The sequence below is a fragment of the Vibrio satsumensis genome (assembly GCF_050337435.1).
Taxonomy (GTDB): Bacteria; Pseudomonadota; Gammaproteobacteria; order Enterobacterales; family Vibrionaceae; genus Vibrio; species Vibrio satsumensis.
In genome coordinates, this window is record NZ_JAKJSX010000028.1 from 1 (window position 1) to 1,048 (window position 1,048).

Here is a 1,048-nt window from a genome sequence, read left to right on the forward strand (position 1 = left end):
GGTCCCCCCATATTCAGACAGGATATCACGTGTCCCGCCCTACTCGTTTTCACTGATGATGAGATGTCGATTACGGGGCTATCACCCTTTAYTGCGGCACTTTCCAGAGCCTTCATCTGTCTCATTAAAAGCTTAAGGGCTAATCCAATTTCGCTCGCCGCTACTTTCGGAATCTCGGTTGATTTCTCTTCCTCGGGGTACTTAGATGTTTCAGTTCCCCCGGTTTGCCTCCTGTTGCTATGTATTCACAACAGGATACTTACTTATGTAAGTGGGTTTCCCCATTCAGGAATCCCAGACTCAAAAGGTTATTACTACCTAATCTGGGCTTATCGCAAGTTATTACGCCTTTCATCGCCTCTGACTGCCAAGGCATCCACCGTGTACGCTTAGTCACTTAACCATACAACCCGAAAGGGTCTCTATTTGCTTTCACTTTAAAAAGTGAAGACAAATAAGCGTATGGCAACTAACCAAGGTTTTTGGTTGTCATTAAGAAGGGTTAATTCTTGATGACTGTTTGCCGGACTCAATTGTGAATCAAATAAATTTGATTCGAATACAAGACACTTGAATGTGTTTGTTGTGTTTACCATAAAGGTAAACATTGAGAACTTTTAAATTTGATTGAATTACTCGTAAGTAATCAATCAGTCAGCTTTCCAAATTGTTAAAGAGCTAGATTTTCCTAATTAAAGAAATAACCATTTTTAAAGATTCTTAAGGAAGAACACTTAAAGATGGTGGAGCTATGCGGGATCGAACCGCAGACCTCCTCGCTGCCAGCGAGGCGCTCTCCCAGCTGAGCTATAGCCCCATCTGGAAAAGTATTTCCTACTCTTAACTTATTAAACCATCAATCTGTGTGGACACTTATCGTGAGTATCTTCGTATAAGGAGGTGATCCAGCCCCAGGTTCCCCTAGGGCTACCTTGTTACGACTTCACCCCAGTCATGAACCACAAAGTGGTGAGCGTCCTCCCCGAAAGGTTAAACTACCCACTTCTTTTGCAGCCCACTCCCATGGTGTGACGGGCGGTGTGTACAA

1 tRNA gene and 2 rRNA genes are annotated in these 1,048 nt (G+C 43.6%); all 3 read right to left on the bottom strand.

The features are described from left to right. A 23S ribosomal RNA gene (locus L4C44_RS22725) occupies nucleotides 1-403 on the bottom strand; the annotation flags it as partial. Between the two features lie 338 nt (nucleotides 404-741). Continuing rightward, nucleotides 742-817, bottom strand: a tRNA-Ala gene (locus tag L4C44_RS22730). Between the two features lie 76 nt (nucleotides 818-893). Further along, nucleotides 894-1,048: ribosomal RNA gene (locus L4C44_RS22735) — 16S ribosomal RNA — on the bottom strand; the annotation flags it as partial.